This window comes from Variovorax davisae, from assembly GCF_030316845.1.
Classification (GTDB): domain Bacteria; phylum Pseudomonadota; class Gammaproteobacteria; order Burkholderiales; family Burkholderiaceae_C; genus Variovorax; species Variovorax davisae.
The window spans coordinates 379,005-395,195 of sequence record NZ_JASZYS010000003.1; the positions used below are offsets into that span (position 1 = coordinate 379,005).

13 protein-coding genes, 2 pseudogenes and 1 riboswitch are annotated in these 16,191 nt (G+C 65.6%); of the genes and pseudogenes, 8 read left to right on the plus strand and 7 right to left on the minus strand.

Features of this window, described 5'->3' with window-relative positions; genetic code table 11:
- Positions 1–125 precede the first annotated feature (125 nt).
- Positions 126–571: pseudogene (locus QTI33_RS09290) on the minus strand (EAL domain-containing protein).
- A gap of 489 nt (positions 572–1,060) precedes the next feature.
- Positions 1,061–1,960, minus strand: coding sequence for a LysR family transcriptional regulator (locus tag QTI33_RS09295; protein ID WP_286505501.1), 900 nt, complete (start codon positions 1,958–1,960; stop codon positions 1,061–1,063).
- Positions 1,961–2,056: 96 nt separating this feature from the next.
- Between QTI33_RS09295 and QTI33_RS09300 the strand changes: the two are divergent.
- From QTI33_RS09300 to QTI33_RS09310, 3 genes and pseudogenes are all read left to right on the plus strand, one after another.
- A pseudogene (locus tag QTI33_RS09300) lies at positions 2,057–3,070 on the plus strand (aldo/keto reductase).
- A 33-nt stretch (positions 3,071–3,103) separates the two neighbouring features.
- On the plus strand, positions 3,104–4,411 hold the full coding sequence (locus tag QTI33_RS09305; RefSeq protein WP_286505502.1) for an MFS transporter: 1,308 nt from the start codon (positions 3,104–3,106) through the stop codon (positions 4,409–4,411).
- Between the two features lie 118 nt (positions 4,412–4,529).
- Positions 4,530–4,979, plus strand: a complete 450-nt coding sequence (locus QTI33_RS09310; protein ID WP_286505503.1) for a hypothetical protein — start codon at positions 4,530–4,532, stop codon at positions 4,977–4,979.
- 137 nt (positions 4,980–5,116) lie between these two features.
- Here QTI33_RS09310 and QTI33_RS09315 read toward each other — a convergent pair whose 3' ends face one another.
- Complete coding sequence (locus QTI33_RS09315) at positions 5,117–6,304, minus strand: NHL repeat-containing protein (protein WP_286505756.1); 1,188 nt, start codon at positions 6,302–6,304, stop codon at positions 5,117–5,119.
- A 636-nt stretch (positions 6,305–6,940) separates the two neighbouring features.
- A riboswitch (ZMP/ZTP riboswitch) is annotated at positions 6,941–7,020 on the plus strand.
- Positions 7,021–7,043: 23 nt separating this feature from the next.
- Here QTI33_RS09315 and QTI33_RS09320 point away from each other — a divergent pair.
- Positions 7,044–7,907, plus strand: a complete 864-nt coding sequence (locus QTI33_RS09320; RefSeq protein ID WP_286505504.1) for a tetrahydrofolate dehydrogenase/cyclohydrolase catalytic domain-containing protein — start codon at positions 7,044–7,046, stop codon at positions 7,905–7,907.
- A 63-nt stretch (positions 7,908–7,970) separates the two neighbouring features.
- Here the strand turns inward: QTI33_RS09320 and QTI33_RS09325 are convergent, their stop codons facing one another.
- Positions 7,971–8,180, minus strand: coding sequence for a DUF4287 domain-containing protein (locus QTI33_RS09325; protein WP_286505505.1), 210 nt, complete (start codon positions 8,178–8,180; stop codon positions 7,971–7,973).
- A gap of 27 nt (positions 8,181–8,207) precedes the next feature.
- Between QTI33_RS09325 and QTI33_RS09330 the strand changes: the two genes are divergently transcribed.
- The gene (locus tag QTI33_RS09330) at positions 8,208–8,627 is read left to right on the plus strand and encodes a hypothetical protein (RefSeq protein ID WP_286505506.1); all 420 of its coding nucleotides are present in this window, start codon (positions 8,208–8,210) and stop codon (positions 8,625–8,627) included.
- Between the two features lie 121 nt (positions 8,628–8,748).
- On the opposite strand, the gene QTI33_RS09335 is transcribed toward QTI33_RS09330, so the two are convergent.
- Together QTI33_RS09335 and QTI33_RS09340 are read right to left on the minus strand one after the other, a co-directional pair.
- Complete coding sequence (locus QTI33_RS09335) at positions 8,749–9,249, minus strand: GNAT family N-acetyltransferase (RefSeq protein ID WP_286505507.1); 501 nt, start codon at positions 9,247–9,249, stop codon at positions 8,749–8,751.
- 265 nt (positions 9,250–9,514) lie between these two features.
- The gene (locus QTI33_RS09340; protein WP_444814822.1) at positions 9,515–10,318 is read right to left on the minus strand and encodes an alpha/beta hydrolase; all 804 of its coding nucleotides are present in this window, start codon (positions 10,316–10,318) and stop codon (positions 9,515–9,517) included.
- 229 nt (positions 10,319–10,547) lie between these two features.
- On the opposite strand from QTI33_RS09340, the gene paoA reads away from it, so the two are divergent.
- Genes paoA through paoC form a run of 3 tightly spaced genes read left to right on the plus strand, consistent with a single transcriptional unit; the run spans position 10,548 to position 14,349 of the window.
- Positions 10,548–11,189 carry an aldehyde dehydrogenase iron-sulfur subunit PaoA gene (gene paoA / locus QTI33_RS09345; protein ID WP_286505509.1) on the plus strand — a complete coding sequence of 214 codons (642 nt, stop codon included), beginning with the start codon at positions 10,548–10,550 and terminating at the stop codon, positions 11,187–11,189.
- On the plus strand, positions 11,186–12,136 hold the full coding sequence (locus tag QTI33_RS09350) for an FAD binding domain-containing protein (protein ID WP_286505510.1): 951 nt from the start codon (positions 11,186–11,188) through the stop codon (positions 12,134–12,136). The genes paoA and QTI33_RS09350 overlap by 4 nt, the downstream gene beginning before the upstream one ends.
- A 2-nt stretch (positions 12,137–12,138) precedes the next feature.
- Entirely contained in the window at positions 12,139–14,349 is a 2,211-nt protein-coding gene (gene paoC, locus QTI33_RS09355; RefSeq protein WP_286505511.1) for an aldehyde oxidoreductase molybdenum-binding subunit PaoC, read from the plus strand.
- Between the two features lie 61 nt (positions 14,350–14,410).
- Here paoC and QTI33_RS09360 read toward each other — a convergent pair whose 3' ends face one another.
- The gene (locus tag QTI33_RS09360) at positions 14,411–15,946 is read right to left on the minus strand and encodes a hypothetical protein (protein ID WP_286505512.1); all 1,536 of its coding nucleotides are present in this window, start codon (positions 15,944–15,946) and stop codon (positions 14,411–14,413) included.
- Positions 15,947–16,191: the final 245 nt, after the last annotated feature.

The window sequence follows — 16,191 nt, forward strand, 5'->3', positions numbered from 1 at the left end:
CCGTCGCAGAAGTTCTGCCCAATTTGGATCTCTCGCGGTTGGCAAGGCGCTGGTGAAGCACAAGCCGACCCTCGCGATAGAGCCCTCTGCGTTCGGTCCGTCGACTCCCAGACTGTTGCTGGGTCTCAGTAGGCCAGTTCGGCGTGGCTTCGCGAGGCCCCGAGGACAGTCTCGAGAGGCGCGGGCATGCCGACGCCATAGCCCTGCACGAAGTCAACGCCGATGTCGCGCAGACGCTCGAGGATGGCGTCGCTTTCGACAAATTCGGCGACCGTTTTGATCCCCATGACATGACCGATCTTGTGGATGGCTCGACCATCCCGCAGTCGATGGGGTCTTCGAGCATGCCCTTCACGAAAGAGCCGTCGATCTTCAGGTAGTCGATGGGAAGCTGCTTCAGATAGCCGAAGGAGGCCATGCCGGAGCCGAAATCATCGAGCGCGAACCTGAAGCCCACGCTGCGCAGTTCGTCGATGAATCTGGAGGCCTTGGCCAGGTTGGAGATCGCGGCCGTCTCGGTGATCTCGAAGCAGATCGTGGTCGGTGCAATCCCGCAGCGCTGTTGCTCCATCTTGACGAACTCAAGGAAGCGTTCGTCGCAGACAGGTCGCCAGGAAGCGAGGGGGAGGCCTTCTGACGTTCATGGCGCGCGGCGACTTCACTGAGCTGACTGAGATTCAGCCTCGGAGGCATCCGGCGAACCTGCTTCCAGCAAAGAAGGGGGCGCTTGCGAGCATAGCTGGCGCCAAGGACGCGATTCGAAATGCCGCGTCGAGCTGGACCGGAAGCATCGTGCACCTGATTGCGAGCTTCCTGCTGCAGACGGTCCTTCTGCCGCTGGCATTCCTGTTTGTGGTCTGGCGAAGCTCACCTCTCATGCCCTCCTCGCTCGTACGCGCGTGCTTTGGGCCTGCTGCGCTCCAATCAACATAATTTCCATTGCCCGCGACAAACCGAGCAGCACCTCAGGCAACTTGCGACACGGGCACGCCGGATACACATGCCTTGAAGGAAAGGCGTCGCCCCCGGACGCGGTTCGGATCAGCGTAGGGGATGTCGCTCACAGGGACGCAGCCACGTCCGCGACCAGGTTGCGCAACCACACATGTGCAGGATCCTGACGGTAGCGCACGTGCCACGCCATTTGCATCGGAAAGGTGCCCAGATCGACCGGCGCCGGCAGCACCTTCAACCTCGGATCGCCGGCCAGGCGCCGGCAAATCAGCTTCGGCAGCGTCGCACAATAGTCGGTGGCGGCCACGATTTCGGGGATTGACATGAAGTGGGTGACCGTCACCGCGACGTCCCTCTTGAGCCCTCCCCGCTCCAATGCCTGGAAGAGCCCTGCGCGCAGGCGCCCTCCCGCCGGCAGCAGGTTCACGTGCTTCATCCGCTCGTATTGCGCCTTGGTGATCTTCGAGCCGACCAACGGATGCTCGGCGCGCACCACGCAGGCCAAGCCGTCATCCGCAATGTGCTGCACCACCAGGTTGTCGGGCGCATCGGTGATGCGGCCGAGCACGATCGCCGTGGTTCCGGAGGTGACCCCCGTGGCGGCGACATCGGCGCCGAAGGGCAAGGTGCGCAGGCGAATGCCCGGAGCGAGCTCGCGCAGCCGCGCCACCAGGGCGGGCACGAATACGAATTCCACGTAGCTGTTCGGCGCGATCGTGACCAGGTGATCGGCGCGGGACGGGTCGAAGGCCTGCTGGCCGAGCACCACGGTGTCCAGCGCAGCCAGTGCCGATGTCAGCGCCGGTGCCAGCGCCTCGGCCTTCGGCGTGGCCCGCATGCCGTAGCGCTCCCGGATGAACAGAGGGTCCTGCAGCATGGTGCGCAGGCGCGTCAGTGCGTTGGACAGCGCCGATTGGGTCATGCCCAGGCGATCCGCCGCGCGGGTCACGCTGCGCTCTTCCAGCAGGGCCACGAAGATGGGCAAGAGGTTGAGGTCGTATCGCATGCAGAATTATCGCCAAGGATAAATCTGAAATCGAGGAAATACATTGGATCAATTTCTTGTGGATGCCCATCATTCAGCCATTCACAGGAGATGACCATGCAATTGAAGACCCTTCTTCCCGGCCAGCTGGGATTCGGCACGGCCCCTCTGGGCAACATGTTCCGCGCGATTCCCGAGGAGGAAGCGCGAGCCACCGTCGACGCCGCGTGGAACGACGGCATCCGCTTCTTCGACACCGCGCCGTTCTATGGCGCGGGCCTGGCGGAAGCCCGCCTCGGCGAGGCGCTGGCGGCCCGCGATCGCGACGAGTTCGTCATCAGCACCAAGGTCGGTCGCCTGATCCTCGACGAAGTGGAAGACGTCAACGCCCGCGACCTCGGCGAGAAGGGCGATGTGTTCAGGCATGGCCGCGCCAACCGGATCGTGAACGACTACTCGGAGGACGCAACCCTGCGCTCGATCGAGGACAGCCTGAAACGACTGAAGACGGACCGCATCGACATTGCCTGGGTGCACGATGTCGCGCAGGATTTCTACGGCGATGAGTGGCTCGGCGTGTTCGAGACGGCGCGCAAGGGCGCCTTCAAGGCGCTGGACCGGTTGCGCGACGAAGGCGTGATCCGTGCCTGGGGCCTCGGCGTGAACCGGGTGGAGCCGATCTAGCTGCTGCTGGGTCTCGAAGGGCCGCGTCCGGACGGCTTCCTGCTGGCCGGCCGCTACACGCTGCTGGACCACGCGCGGGCGCTGCAGCGCGTGATGCCGCAGGTGGCGGCTCGCGGCCTCGGCATCATCGTCGGCGGGCCCTACAGCTCAGGCGCGCTGGTGGGCGGACCGAACTTCGAATATGCGCCCGCCACGCCGGAGATCCTGGCCAAGGTCCAGGCCATCAAGGCCATCGCGGATCGCCACGGCGTGACGATGAAGGCGGCAGGCCTGCAGTTCGCCCTGGCCCACCCCGCGGTGGCCGCAGTCATCCCCGGGGCCAGCCGGCCGGGTCGCATCGCAGAAGACCGCGCCGCGCTGGAAGCGGTGGTGCCGAAGGACTTCTGGCGCGAGCTGCGGCAGGCAGGCCTCGTGCAAGCGGAAGCGCCGCTGCCCCACGGCCTCTGACACCGGCGCGCGCCACCCTTCAGGACGAAAAAAATGCTGAACGAAGCCGATGAACCGCAGTGCGCCTCGGTGGAGGCGCAGTGCGCCGACACGCGGCAACCGAATCGCCGCACGCTGACCTTGCTGGCACTTGCACTCGGCACCTTCTGCATCGGGACATCCGAGTTTGCGAGCATGGGCATTCTTCAGCTGTTTGCCGCCAGCCTGGAGCTGGACATTGCCACCGCCACGCATGCCATCGAGGCATATGCCTTCGGCGTCGTGCTGGGAGGTCCTGCCGTGACCATCCTGGCCGCGAAACTGAATCGCAAGCACCTGCTGCTGGTTCTGATGGCGATCTTCGTTCTCGGCAATGTCATGTCGGCCATCGCCACGGGGTTGGGCATGTTCACGCTGGCGCGCTTTGTGAGCGGCATTCCGCAAGGCGCCTATTTCGGCGCGGGCGCCGTGGTCGCTTCCTACATCGTCGGGCCGGACCAGGGCGGGCGCGCCTTCGCGCTGGTGATGACGGGCTTGACGGTGGCCACCATCGTCGGCTCGCCGCTCGCCACCCTCCTCGGCCAGAACCTCGGCTGGCGAAACGCCTACTTGGCCGTCTCGGCTCTTGGCGTGGTGGCGTTCCTGGCGCTCTGGATGTGGGTGCCGCGATCCAGCGCCCTGAACGGTGGACCCGTTCTGCAGGAACTCCGGTCATTGAACCGGCCGGCCGTCTGGGCGATGGTGGCTGTGGCGGCGCTGGGCGTGTCCAGCATCTTCGCCGTCTACACATTCATCGGGCACTTCGTCACCGGCGAGGCATCGCTGCCGCAAGCATGGACACCGATCGCGCTGGGCCTTTTCGGTGTCGGCATGACCGCCGGCAATGTCGTTGGAGGATGGATGGCGGACCGCTATCCGTCACGGGGCCTGGTCGCCGGGTTCGGCAGCGCCCTGATCGCGTTGGCGCTGTTGGCGGTCGGCGGCGGCAACGCCTGGATCCTGATGACGAGCCTGGTCCTGGTGGGCGGCACCATGATGGTTGCGATCCCGACGATCCAGGTGCGCCTCACCCGGGCGGCGCCGGACGCACCGACCCTGATGGGCGCAATGAACCTGGCTGCCCTCAACGTGGCGAACGCCATCGGCGCCTGGGCTGGCGGTCAGACGATCGCGCATGGGCACGGCCTGCTGTCGGCAGTGTGGGCGGGGTTCGGGCTGACCCTTGCGGGGCTCGCGTTGTTCTTCTTCGTGTCACGTCAACACACTGGAGGCCATCGGACTGGCGCTTCTGACGCGTTGCTTCCAGCCGAGGAGCGCCTGCCGATCAAGCTCGGAGATGCATTGCGGCCGGCGGCCGATTAGCATCGGCTGCCGTGTTTTGCGCGGCGACGGCCTAAGTCTCAGTTCGGCCAGAAGCGGATGTTCCCGCTGGCCTGTTCTCGACGAGCAGAGCAGAATTCAGTCTCGCCAGGAGGGTGTCATGGGCAATCAGCAAACCGCCGTGTCTGTGAAGACTGAGCTTGACCGTTTGACTGCCGAGTTCTTCGGCGCCGTGTCGTTTGAGGTTGGCAAGGTTCCAGCCTATGAACGCATCCGGTCGCTCTTCATCGACTCCGGTTTACTCATCAAGAACGTCGGCGCCACGCCTGAAATTTCGACTGTCCAGGAATTCATCGAGCCCAGGGAGGCCATGGTCCGCAGGGGCGACTTGACGCGATTCCTGGAAGAAGAGCTTTCCGAGGTTACGCAAAGCTTCGGTAATGTTGCCCAACGCTTCAGCGCGTATTCGAAATCTGGAATCATGAATGGAAGCGCCTTCGAAGCGCGCGGGATGATTTCTACCCAGTTCATCCTGACGCCCACCGGGTGGAAGATAAGCGCGATGGCCTGGGACGACGAGAGGCCCGGCCTGTCCTTACCAAGTACCTGAGTTCGGGTCTTCAGTGCGCGGGGATTGAGGGACCTCGCGGTGGCAGTCCGCCTTCGGCTGTTCCCATTTCTCCGAAGCTGGCATTTGTGAGCCGGACGACGAGCAATTGTTCCAGCGCTGCGGCCGTCGAGTGCAACTCAGGGAGCAGGGATTGGCGTTATCTTGCGAATCAGGTTGCCAAAGGTATCGGCCACATACAGATTGCCGACGACATCCACCGTCACCCCATAAGGCTGCTTGAATGTGGCGGCCGCACCGATGCCGTTCTGCGCGCCCGGCACACCGGTCTGGCCGGCGAGCGTGGAGACCACGCCTGCCGGCGTGATCTTGCGCAGCAGGCTGTTGCCCGTGTCGGCGACGTAGACATTGCCGTCGCGGTCAACCGTCAGGCCGCCTGGCCCATTGAAAGATGCCGCGCTGCCGGCCCCGTCGGTCGCGCCGATCTGGCCTGAACCGGCCAGCGTCGTGACCACGCCACCGGGCGTGATCTTGCGGATCCGGTTGTTGCCGCTGTCGGCAACGTAGACGTTGCCGACAGCGTCGGTCGCTATGCCATAGGCCTGCCCGAAAGATGCCGTAGCCCCCGTGCCGTCGGCGAAGCCTGCGATACCCGAGCCGGCCAGCGTGATGACGTCCCCGGCAGGCGTGACCTTGCGGACAACAGCGCCGATGAATTCGAGCACGTAGATGTTGCCGTCGGCGTCCGTGGCCACCGACGAAGGGGTGTTGAACGTGGCAGAACTGCCGTGGCCATCGAGCGAGCCGATAGAGCCATTGCCCGCGAGCGTGGTCACGTCGGCCGCGGATGTGATCTTGCGGATGCGGTTGCCGCCGAATTCCGCAGCATAGGCATTGCCCGTGGGGTCCAATGCAAGACCGGACAGGCCCGAGAACGAGGCTGCCGTGCCGTTGCCATCCTGCGAAGTACCGCTGCTGCCACCCGCAAATGTCGTGACATCGCCAGCGGGCGAGATCTTGCGCACGAGGTTCGTTGCCGTATCCGACACGAGCAGGCTGCCGTTCTTGTCTACGACCACGCTGTATGGCAGGTAGAACGATGCGGCCGTCCCATTGCCGTTGACCGAGCCGATGGTGCCGGACCCGGCAAACGTGGACACCTGTGCCGCCGCCGCCGAGCAGGCGACCGCCACGTCGCTGACGGCGGCCGAGGCCTTGCCGCTGCCCTGGGTCACGGTGCAGAACTGCCACAGGGGCTGGGTGCGCACGCTGACCTCGTAGGCCAAGCCCTCAGTGAGCGCAGCGGCAAAGGTGAACTTGCCGTTGGCCGATAGCTTCAGGTCGTCGCCTGCATTGTTCTGGAGCACCAAGGTGCCCGTGAGACCACTGACTGAACCACCGACTGCGTGGGAAGCGGCTGGTTGCTGCACTGATGGAGGAGGTGCGGGCGACGCCTGGTCTCCCGTTGTGGAGTTTCCTGATGTGGCCGCTGCCGGTGACGGGAGAGCTGTCAAGGAGCCCCCACTGCCTCCACCGCCGCAGGCTGCGAGCGTGAGCGACACGCCCAGCACAAGTGCGCAAGCGAGACGGTGTGAGTGCAAAGTCGAGAGTGGCGCGACGGCAGCGCAGGCGCGGTGCATGAAAGGCTCGTGCATGGCTTCGGCACCTAGAGGCGCAACGAAATGTCAATTGTGTAAGCGTACCCGCTACATCACGCCCCTGTCGATCACGGAAAACCGTGAAGACCAATGAAGACCTAAGCAGCGACGATCTTGCCCTCGTTCCACGGCTCGCGATGAGAGGCATGAGATTGGATGCCATGATGGACTCCCATCACGATCACGCGCAGCCATGATCGGCAGAGGCTTCAGTCGAGGGACAGCTTCTAGGATCAGCGCGTACTCACGGTGCCGGGCAGAACTAGACAGACCGCGGCGCCGCATAGATTGCCTGATAGCGGACGTTCAGCGGCACCTCTGCGTCGTTGCTTCATCTATCATTCGCACTTCCTGCGCAACTGGCGAAAAGGTGAGTTCCACCGTGGAGCGCAGGTGAATCACCGCCGCTCGCCTGGGCACCCGAATGTTTTTCTGCATGGAGACGGAAATGAACGGTGCTACCAGGTCCGAATGTGTCGTGCTCGACGGCAAGACGCTCGCAGCGCGGCGAGAAGCTCAACTCACGCAGGCGAGTCGCAAATTTGCGGCTCGGCATCCGGGGCGGGTGCCCACGCTCGCCACCATCTTGGTCGGCGACGACCCATCGTCGGCAATCTATGTCCGCATGAAGGGCGACGCATGCCGACGCGTCGGAATGGTTTCAAGGGCGATTGTGTTGCCTGCATCAACCAGCACGAACGAGTTGCGTGGCGTCATCGATGCCCTCAACCAGGACCCGGACGTCCATGGCATTCTGTTGCAGCACCCAGTGCCTGCGCACATAGACGAACGCGCCTGCTTCGATTCTATCCGCATCGACAAGGACGTAGATGGTGTCACTTCTCATGGATTCGGGCGCATGGCGCTGGGACAAGAAGCGTTCGGGGCAGCGACCCCCTCTGGCATCATGAGGCTGCTTTCTGACTACGGCATCGAAGTCGCGGGGCGCAGAGCTGTCGTGGTCGGCCGGAGTGCCATCCTTGGCAAGCCAATGGCGTTGATGCTGTCCAATGCTGACGCAACGGTCACGCTATGCCATTCCCGAACGCAGAACCTGGAGCAAGAGGTGCGGCGTGCACACATTGTTGTTGGTGCATTGGGCAAACCGCACTTTATTTCCGCCGATTGGATTGCCGAAGGCGCGGTCGTTCTCGATGCGGGCTATCACCCGGGCGGCATAGGTGACATCGACCCTCGCAACCTCATGGACCGGTGTTCAGCCCTCACGCCGGTACCTGGCGGTGTCGGGCCGATGACAATATCTGTGCTTCTGGAGCAAACTCTGCAAGCAGCCGAGTCGATTTGCTCATAGAGCTAATTTGACCGCCGCCGGCCGAGGTTGTGTGAAAACGCTTTGTCGATCGTCTCGGGCGCGCTACCTGGTCGCGAGGAACGCCGCAACCAAGGCGTTCGCGTGCCCGTGTCCGACCTGGTGCTGGGTCTTCAGACAGTTGACCAGCTCCATGTGCTTCAACGGACCTAGCTTCTCCAGAACATCCATCCAATGCGCTATTGGCCTGCCGTAGGTTTTCTCGATGGACGGAAAGTATGAGGCGGGTCCTTTTACCTTGGTGGTCTCGGCCATGGCTTCCTTTGAAGGGTGAGAGTGAGCTTGTGTACCACGAGCGTGGGGCGTGGCCTTGGTTCGGTCGCGGCGCCCGAATCCTCGAACAAGACAGAACGTCCGCGATTGGCCGACTGTAGCCTGTCACACCGCCCCTACCACAACGCCATTGTTCGCAACAGCAACCCGACGGTGTCATGTCGAATTTCCATTTCGCCGCGCTACGCCGATGCACGGATGGCCTGGCGATTTCTCGACCTGACCGGCCACGTCGAATACACAGCCGTGCTTCTCGCACGAACCATTCAGCAAGAGATGCATGCACAGGCCTCCTTCTGCCCGAGCCTTGGCCAGGCCCGTGCAGCGGTGAAGGAAATCATCGGGGGAAAGCTGCCCAAGCAATGCCCGGCACCTGAGGATGGGCGGCGTCTCATCGACGGTTGTGAGGTCGCCCTTCCTTGGTCGTGAACGACTCGGCGATCGCGGGAGCGTCGTTCACTAGGCCGGCAACTCGCGAATCGTACGGAGGGCCCTTCGCAACATGCCGGTCATGGCGACTTGGGGCCGTTGTCCGGATCAACGTCGGCTGTCATGCCAAGGCGCGTCGCATCTCGCGGATCACTATCGAGGGACGCTCTTCCAGCGCCCGCGTCCACCCGGTGAAGACAAAGCCGCAGCGCTCGTACAAGGCGATCGCAGCCTCCTCGTCGTGTCCAACCCAAAGGCGGGCCATGACAAAACCTTGTGATTGCGCCCAGCCGATGACCTCGTGCACCAACAAGCTTCCTGCGCCGCGCCGCCGGTATGGCGCATCGACCCAGACACCGCCAAGCCTTGCCCCCTGGCGAACCTGACGATCCTGCAGGCCGTAAATCATTCCGATCGGACGTTCGTCGTCGAGCGCGACAACCATCGCGTCCACCGAGCACACACGCTGGGTCAGCGCATTCCAATAGTCAGCGTCCTTGCGCTCGAGCGACTCCAGTGTGTCGCCGAAGGCGCGTGGCGATTCCCTCAACGCTTCGAGCCGAAGCTGCCGGTGCAGATCGGCTTCGTCAGCCCGCAAGTGGCGAACATTGAGTGAGGTCACCGCGCAACGATACCTCAACGGCCGACTCCGGATCTGCACACGCCAAGAAAGGTCCCTGACCGCGCGATCTGCTCGCCGTGCTGCCGACATACGATCACTCTCTGATGGTGCTGCTCGGATGGGGCACCCTTCTGGCAGAAAGAGTAGATGGCCCGGCCCAAGCCCGCACTGCTGCGGATTCACGGCAACCGCATCCGACGGCTGGCGGACGTCCGTGCCTCGAGCAGCAGGTCGCGGCCAACGACTGCGGCCTGACCCCGGTCCCTCAGCGCGAAGCAGGCTCGCCGAGCAGGAAGCCCATTGCGCTGCGCCACCAGGCCTCGTCGACGTAGCGGATCCAGTCGTTGTGGTCGGCGGCGCGGACCACCTCGAGCCGCTTGGGTCCGGGCAGCGTCTCGTACAACGCCGTGCCGAAACGGGCCGGAACGATGCGGTCACGCTCCGCGACGGCCACCAGCACCGGGCGGCCGATCTGCGCGAGGTGGGCGACGCTGTCGTAGCGGTCGCGCAGCAGCCAGCCGACCGGCAGCCACGGATAGTGGTGAGCCGCGACCTGTTCGAGCCTGTCCCAGGGCGTGATGAGCATCAGGGCCGCGACCTGCTCGGGTTGACGCACGGCCGCCGCGGCGGCCACGCCGGCACCCAGGGATTCGCCGATCAGCAGCAGGGGCGGGCCGTGCAGGCGATGCGCCAGCGCGATGGTCTGCGCAGCGTCATCGATCAGGCTGCGCTCGCCCAGCGCGCCGTCGCGCGGACCGTAGGCCGGGTATTCGGCCAGGATGACGCGCAGGCCCAGGCGGGTGAGCATCGCGGCGTAGTAGCTGCGATGCCCGGCGTGCCCGGCATTGCCGTGGAAGACGATCGCCGTCGCGCGCCCAGGGCCCGGCGGCTGCGCCACCAGGCCACGGAATTCGCCCTCCGCCGGCCAGGCGACGAGGCCGGCGGACGCCATCTCGGCGGCCGGCGCGCGGGCGGGGTGGTAGAGCAGGTGGTCCTGGAACATGGCGGGGGCTGCCAGCGCCATCGCGCAGGCAGTGACGAGCCACAGCATGATCGCGGCAGGTTTCATTCGCTTTGGTCAAGGCGCTCCGACGATCGATCATCCTTCGGCGAAGCCGATGCGCTGTCAAGCCCCCAGCAAGCGCCACGGCCGCCACGCCATACAGCAACAGCGCCGCGCGACGCCGTACGAGCCAGGCGGGACGCCGCTGGCGGAGGCATGCGACTGCCACCTACAAGGCGCCGCGTGACTGCCCGCATAGTTGAACGTTCGCGCCTTACCTTCGCAAGGATTTTCCATGGACAAGTCCGAACTGTCGCTTTCCCGCCGCGACCTCCTGATCGCCGGCGCGGCTTCGGCGGCGTGGGCCTCCGCCCCCACCGACGCCGCCACTCCGCCTGCGTCGGGGCCGCCGCTCGGCACGGTGCCCGCTTCGCGCATCTCGCTCGAAGTGAACGGCACGGCCCATGCCCTCGAACTCGACAACCGCACCACCCTTCTCGATGCCCTGCGTGAACACCTGCACCTCACGGGGACGAAAAAAGGCTGCGACCACGGCCAATGCGGCGCCTGCACGGTGCTCGTCAACGGTGAGCGGATCAACGCCTGCCTGACGCTGGCCGTCATGAACGAAGGCGCGAAGGTCACGACCATCGAAGGCTTGGGAACACCCGCGCGCATGCATCCGCTCCAGGCTGCATTCGTCAAGCACGACGGCTACCAGTGCGGCTATTGCACACCGGGCCAGATCTGCTCGGCGGTCGGTGCGCTGGACGAGATCCGCCGCGGCGTCCCGAGCCACGTCACAGCGGATCTGAACGCCAAGCCGATGCTGTCGGCCGAAGAGCTGCGCGAGCGCATGAGCGGCAATCTCTGCCGGTGCGGCGCGTACTCGAACATCGTCGATGCGATCTCCGAGACCGAGGGGGTGCGAACATGAAGCCCTTCACCTACGAACGCGCCCGTTCCCCCGCCGAGGCGGCCGCTGCGGTGGCGCGCGATCCGGCCGCGAAGTTCATCGCCGGCGGCACCAACCTGCTGGACCTGATGAAGCTGCAGATCGAGGCGCCGGCCCACCTGGTCGACGTCAACGGCCTGGCACTGGACAGGATCGAGGCCACATCCGACGGCGGGCTGAGGATCGGCGCGCTGGTGCGCAACACCGCGCTGGCGTCGGACGAACGCGTGCGGCGCGACTACGCGGTGCTGTCGCGCGCATTGATGGCGGGCGCCTCGGGCCAGCTGCGCAACAGGGCCACCACCGCCGGCAACCTGCTGCAGCGCACGCGCTGCCCCTATTTCTACGACACCGACCAGCCCTGCAACAAGCGCAAGCCCGGCAGCGGCTGCAGCGCCATCGGCGGCTTCAGCCGCCAGTTGGCCGTGGTCGGCGGCAGCGAGGCCTGCATCGCCACCCATCCGAGCGACATGGCGGTGGCCATGCGGGTGCTGGATGCCAACGTCGAGACGGTGCGCTCCGACGGTCGCACCCGGGTGATCCCGATCGCGGACTTCCATCGCCTGCCCGGCGACACGCCGCACATCGACACCGCGCTGGGGCGCGACGAGCTGATCACCGGTGTGACGCTGCCGCGCCCGCCCGGCGGCGCGCAGATCTACCGCAAGGTGCGCGATCGCTCGTCCTATGCGTTCGCGCTGGTCTCGGTCGCAGCGATCGTGCAGCGCGACGGCACGGGGCGCGTGGCGCTCGGTGGCGTCGCGCCCAAGCCCTGGCGGGATCCGGCCGCCGACGCAGCGCTGCGGGAGGGCGCCAAGGCTGCCACCACCCGCCTGATGGCGCAGGCGAGGCCCGCACATGACAATGCCTTCAAGGTGGCGCTGGCGGAACGCACCATCGCCGCGGTGCTGCTGCAGGCGAGGAGCTGAGCATGAAATTCGACACCCCCGCCACCACCAACCCGATCGACCAGCTCAGGGTCGTCGGCAAGCCCACGCCGCGGGTCGACGGTCCGCTCAAGACCACCGGCACGGCGCCCTATGCCTACGAACGCCACGACGTGGCGCCCGCTGCCGCGTACGGCTGTGTCATCGGCGCCGGCATCGCCAAGGGGCGCATCGCCTCGATGGACCTGCGCGCCGCGCGCGCCGCGCCGGGCGTGCTCGCGATCGTCACCTCGCGCAACGCGGGCAAGCTCGGCAAGGGCGATTTCAACACCGCCAAGCTCCTCGGCGGCCCCGCCATCGACCACTACCATCAAGCGGTCGCCGTGGTGGTGGCCAGCACGTTCGAGCAGGCCCGCGCGGCTGCGCAGCTGGTGCGCATCAGCTACGAGGCCGCGCCGGGCAAGTTCGACCTGGCGGCCGAGAAGGCGGGCGCCAAGGCACCCAAGGCCACCGAGTTTTCCGGGCCCCCGGACACCCGCGTCGGCGACTTCGCTGGCGCGTTCGCCACGGCGCCGGTGCAGCTGGACGCCATCTACACGACGCCCGACCAGACCCACGCCATGATGGAGCCGCATGCCTCCATCGCCGCCTGGGACGGCGACAAGCTCACGGTCTGGACGTCGAACCAGATGATCGGCTGGGGCGTCGGCGACGTGGCCAAGACCTTGGGAGTTCCCAAGGAGAACGTGCGGCTGGTGTCGTCATTCGTCGGTGGCGGCTTTGGCGGCAAGCTGTTCGTGCGCGCGGACGCGATCTTCGCGGCGCTGGGCGCCCGCGCGATCGGCCGCCCGGTGAAGGTGGCGCTGCAGCGGCCGTTGATGATCAACAACACCACGCACCGACCGGCGACCATCCAGCGCATCCGCATCGGCGCCGGTCAGGACGGCCGGATCACGAGCATTGCCCACGAGGGCTGGTCGGGCGACCTGCCCGGTGGGCAGCCGGAAACCGCGGTCAACCAGACGCGACTGTTGTACGCGGGTGCGAACCGGCTGACCGCGACCCGTCTCGCCGTGCTGGACCTGCCCGAAGGCAATGCCCTGCGCGCGCCGGGCGAGGCGCCCGGCATGATGGCCCTCGAGATCGCGATGGATGAAATGGCGGAGAAGCTCGGCATGGACCCGGTGGAGTTCCGCGTGCTGAACGACACGCAGGTCGACCCGGAAAAGCCCGAGCGCCCCTTCTCGCAGCGCCAGCTCGTGAAGTGCCTGCGCATGGGTGCCGAGCGATTCGGATGGCAGCGGCGCAATGCCCGCCCGGCGCAGGTGCGCGAGGGAAGCTGGCTGATCGGCATGGGCGTCGCCGCGGGCTTTCGCAACAACCTGCTGACCAAGTCGGGCGCCCGCGTGCGCCTGGACAACCGCGGCATCGTGACCGTGGAGACCGACATGACCGACATCGGCACCGGCTCCTACACCATCATTGCGCAGACGACGGCCGAGATGATGGGCGTGCCCCTGTCTCAGGTCGTCGTGCGGCTCGGCGATTCGGCCTTCCCCGTGTCTTCGGGCTCCGGCGGCCAATGGGGCGGCAACAACTCGACCTCCGGCGTCTTCGCGGCCTGCATGAAGCTGCGCGAAGCGGTGGTCGCCGCGGCCGGCGTGCCGGCTGGCGAGGCGGTATTCGCCGACGGTAACGTGCGCGCCGGCGAGCACGTCGTGCCGCTGGCGGAACTGGCGGGCCCCCAGGGGCTGGCCGGCGAGGATTCGATCGAATATGGAGACCTCGACAAGAAGTACCAGCAGTCGACCTTCGCGGGGCACTTCGTGGAAGTGGCGGTTGATGCCCATACCGGCGAGACCCGCGTGCGACGCATGCTCGCCGTCTGTGCCGCCGGCCGGATCATCAATCCGCTCTCCGCGCGCAGCCAGGTCATCGGCGCGATGACGATGGGCGTGGGTGCCGCCCTGATGGAGGAACTGGCGGTCGACAGGCGCCGCGGCTTCTTCGTCAACCACGACCTGGCGGGCTATGAGGTTCCGGTGCACGCCGACATTCCGCACCAGGAGGTGGTGTTCCTCGACGAGGTCGATCCCATTTCATCGCCGATGAAAGCCAAGGGCGTCGGCGAGCTGGGCTTGTGCGGCGTGGGCGCGGCGATCGCGAACGCCGTCTACAACGCCACCGGCGTGCGCATCCGCGACTATCCGCTCACGCTGGACAAGCTGATCGACCGCCTGCCGCCGGTCGCCTGAAGGCGACCCGACACCAGGGCTGCATGCCCACGAATGCGCTCCATGCCCCAGCGAAGCCCTCTCACGGCATCACGCTGCTCAGCGCCTTGGGAATGGGCGTGACGATCAGCCTCTGGCTGCCCAGGATGATCAGGCTGTTGCCGTCCGGCGTCACCCGCATCCGCGGGCGATAGCACTCGTAGTACGGGTAGTAGCTCGCCTGGCAGCCAGGCATGTCAGGAAGCGTGAAGCTGCCGACCGAAGGCGCGTTCACCCGGGTGCCTGCCGGGGCGCTTGTGTCGTAGACATCCACGCGCGGCGGCACCGAATCGCCCGGCTCGACCGCATAGTTCAGCATGTAGGCGCGGCGGCCATCGGGCGCCATCTGCGCCGCCCTGACACCTGTGTAGGGTTGAGGCAGGCGGCCCACTGTACCGAAGGCGCGGTCATAGACCACCTGGCCTGACATCAGGAATCGATCTCCGCTATGGCTCAGGCTGCTCAGCCAGTAGAAGAAATCCAGGCCGATCGGATTGACGCGAAAAATGTTGTCGGCCGCGTCCATGTAGAGCATCGGCGGCCTGGGCGAGATCGACGCCGATTGCGTGAACATCAACCGGGAGCCGTCGCCGGACACCGCGAAATACGATCCGCCGTAGCAGTTGGTGCATCTCGGGTTCGAGGCTCCGAACGTCCGCGTCCGGAGATCGAAGTAGCCCAACTCGTGCCAACTGGTCGTGCCCGTCAGCATCCACAGCTTGTCATCATTCGTGAAGGCGATGCTGACTTCGTTGCTGCTTCCCGAATCGCCAATGCCGGCTGCGGACACATAGCTGTTCTTGATGGTGAAGGTCGCAGGATCGATCAGGTGGACCTTGTTGGACATGTCCGTGGCCGCCAGGACGCTGCCATCGGTTGTCAGCGCGATGTCCTGCAAGCCCGGAACAGACAGGGTCGAACTGCTCCATCCGGCGCCGCTCCGATGGAACTTCGCGATGGCGCTGATGTTGATGAGGCCGTAGGTGGCCGGATACGAAGCGTAGATGTCCCCGCGCACCGCGTCGTAGACCATCGTCCTCGGCATGCCGTAGGCACTGGTGTCCAGGGCCGTATAGGCAGAGGTCACGCTCAAGGTGTAGCTGACTGTCGAAGGGGATCCCTCGTAGTTTGCGCTGCAAGCGGCGTCCGGGCAGGACTGGATCGTCAGGCTGCCCTTGTAGACGCCGAGCGGAAGGCCGGCCTTGGGCTTCACGACGACGCGTGCCGACATCCCGCTCACGGTGGCCTGCGCGCTCTCGATGTGGGGGTCGGTTTTTCCGTTGGCCCCTGTTGCGTTCACGAACAGCGTTTTGGGTCCATCACCCGTGGCGACGACGTTCACGACGCCGGCGTCAGGGGCTGGGTCACCCATCTGGTAGCCCATCGTCAGCGTCGCAGTGTCAACGCTGACTTTCACATGGCCGGTCTGCGCCGTTGGTGTGGTCGTCGTCGAACCAGGCGGCGTGACGGTCGTCGCCGCAGGCGGCGCAGTCCCGGCGCCGCCAGTGGGGAGGATTCCACCTCCACCCCCACCTCCACCACCGCCGCAGGCAGCTAGCGCCCCGGTCAGTACCGTCATCGCGGCCAGCGAGGCCAGCCGTCTGATCGTGGAAGACGTGACGTCTCCTGGCGCCGCTGGGAGCGCGGCTGCCAAACACCTAATCCTCATCGGGGATCTCCTCGTCTTGTTATTGAGGTTGTCCATCCCGCGGACGGACAGTCTTCGATGAATGTAACTAATAGTACGATAGGTAACAATAGGGTAGCTGCGCATTCAAGCGGTGGTTGGCGGCACCGTAGAAGGCCGCGCTGTCAATGGCAGGA

Coding starts and splice junctions, on each gene's coding strand:
- QTI33_RS09320 (WP_286505504.1), top strand. CDS start 7,044: ATGAACGGTGCTACCAGGTCCGAATGTGTCGTGCTCGACGGCAAGACG.
- paoC (WP_286505511.1), top strand. CDS start 12,139: ATGAAATTCGACACCCCCGCCACCACCAACCCGATCGACCAGCTCAGG.
- QTI33_RS09350 (WP_286505510.1), top strand. CDS start 11,186: ATGAAGCCCTTCACCTACGAACGCGCCCGTTCCCCCGCCGAGGCGGCC.
- QTI33_RS09305 (WP_286505502.1), top strand. CDS start 3,104: ATGCTGAACGAAGCCGATGAACCGCAGTGCGCCTCGGTGGAGGCGCAG.
- QTI33_RS09360 (WP_286505512.1), bottom strand. CDS start 15,946: ATGACGGTACTGACCGGGGCGCTAGCTGCCTGCGGCGGTGGTGGAGGT.
- QTI33_RS09310 (WP_286505503.1), top strand. CDS start 4,530: ATGGGCAATCAGCAAACCGCCGTGTCTGTGAAGACTGAGCTTGACCGT.
- paoA (WP_286505509.1), top strand. CDS start 10,548: ATGGACAAGTCCGAACTGTCGCTTTCCCGCCGCGACCTCCTGATCGCC.
- QTI33_RS09325 (WP_286505505.1), bottom strand. CDS start 8,180: ATGGCCGAGACCACCAAGGTAAAAGGACCCGCCTCATACTTTCCGTCC.
- QTI33_RS09295 (WP_286505501.1), bottom strand. CDS start 1,960: ATGCGATACGACCTCAACCTCTTGCCCATCTTCGTGGCCCTGCTGGAA.
- QTI33_RS09340 (WP_444814822.1), bottom strand. CDS start 10,318: ATGAAACCTGCCGCGATCATGCTGTGGCTCGTCACTGCCTGCGCGATG.